Origin of the sequence: Streptomyces sp. NPDC006529 (assembly GCF_040611795.1) — a bacterium.
Lineage (GTDB): Bacteria > Actinomycetota > Actinomycetes > Streptomycetales > Streptomycetaceae > Streptomyces.
Map to the genome: position 1 here is coordinate 1 of NZ_JBEXPB010000134.1, position 1,297 is coordinate 1,297.

General features: G+C 72.5%; 1 protein-coding gene. It reads left to right on the forward strand.

The features are described 5' to 3' along the window. The first annotated feature begins 439 nt into the window (after nt 1-439). Nucleotides 440-1,225: a glucosamine-6-phosphate deaminase gene (gene nagB / locus ABZY31_RS31250; RefSeq protein ID WP_356417073.1), complete on the forward strand. Its 786-nt coding sequence runs from the start codon at nt 440-442 to the stop codon at nt 1,223-1,225. Nucleotides 1,226-1,297 lie beyond the last annotated feature (72 nt).

The window sequence follows — 1,297 nt, forward strand, 5'->3', positions numbered from 1 at the left end:
CACGGCGGTGCCGGTGGAGCCCTTCGGCAGGCGGGCGGTCAGCGTGTGGCCACCGGTCTCCACGGCGGCGCCGCCGGAGGCAGCAGGGGCCGAGAGGGGCCGCACCCGTGATCGCCCTCAAGCGCCGGGCGGCTGACGTGCCTCCGGCGGCGCCTCAAACGCCGGCGAGGCTGAATTTGCCAGGGTCGGCGTGAGGTCAGCACCAGGCGGGGCTGAATTCGCCCCAGGGGCTACCTGCATAGCCGGACGCCGGACCCGCAGCCGCCCTCAGCCCCGCCGGCGTTTGAGGCGGAGGCAGGGGCGCGGGGCCGCCATCGGGGCCCCCGTTCCGCAGGACGGGTGAGGGAAAACGGCTCACCATGGGAGGGGGCGGCAGGGTGCAACTCTGCTAGATTGGTCTATACCACACTACGACCCTTCTCAGATCGGCAGGCCCCGCGTGGAAGTTGTCATCGTCCCGAACGCCAAGGCAGGCGGAGAACTCATCGCGGAGGCCATGGCGGCCCTCGTCCGCCGCAAGGCCGACGCGCTGCTCGGCGTGGCGACCGGCTCCACCCCGCTGCCGATCTACGAGGCCCTCGCGGCCAAGGTCAGGGCCGGTGAGGTCGACGCCTCCCGCGCCCGGATCTGCCAGCTCGACGAATACGTGGGCCTGCCCGCCGGGCACCCGGAGTCCTACCGCGCCGTGGTGCTGCGCGAGGTCGTCGAGCCGCTCGGCCTGTCCGAGGCCGCCTTCATGGGCCCCGACGGCTCCGCCGAGGACGTCGTGGCCGCGTGCGAGGCGTACGACCGCGCGCTCGCCGAGGCCGGCGGCGTGGACCTCCAGCTGCTCGGCATCGGCACGGACGGTCACATCGGCTTCAACGAGCCCTGCTCCTCCCTCGCCTCCCGCACCCGGATCAAGACGCTGACCGAGCAGACCCGCGTCGACAACGCGCGTTTCTTCGACAACGACATAGACCAGGTCCCCCACCACGTCATCACCCAGGGCATCGGCACCATCCTGGACGCCCGCCACCTGGTCCTGCTGGCCACCGGCGAGGGCAAGGCCGAGGCCGTCGCGCAGACCGTCGAGGGCCCGCTGTCGGCGCTGGTCCCAGCGTCCGCGCTCCAGCTGCACCGCCACGCGACCGTCGTCGTGGACGAGGCCGCCGCCTCCAAGCTGAAGCTGGCCGACTACTTCCGCCACGCCTTCGCCAACAAGCCCGCCTGGCAGGGCCTGTAAGGGCACACCCTCCCCGCGTACGCGAAAGGCCGGGCGCATGACACCGGTGGAGATGCCGCCGATGGCGGTGGG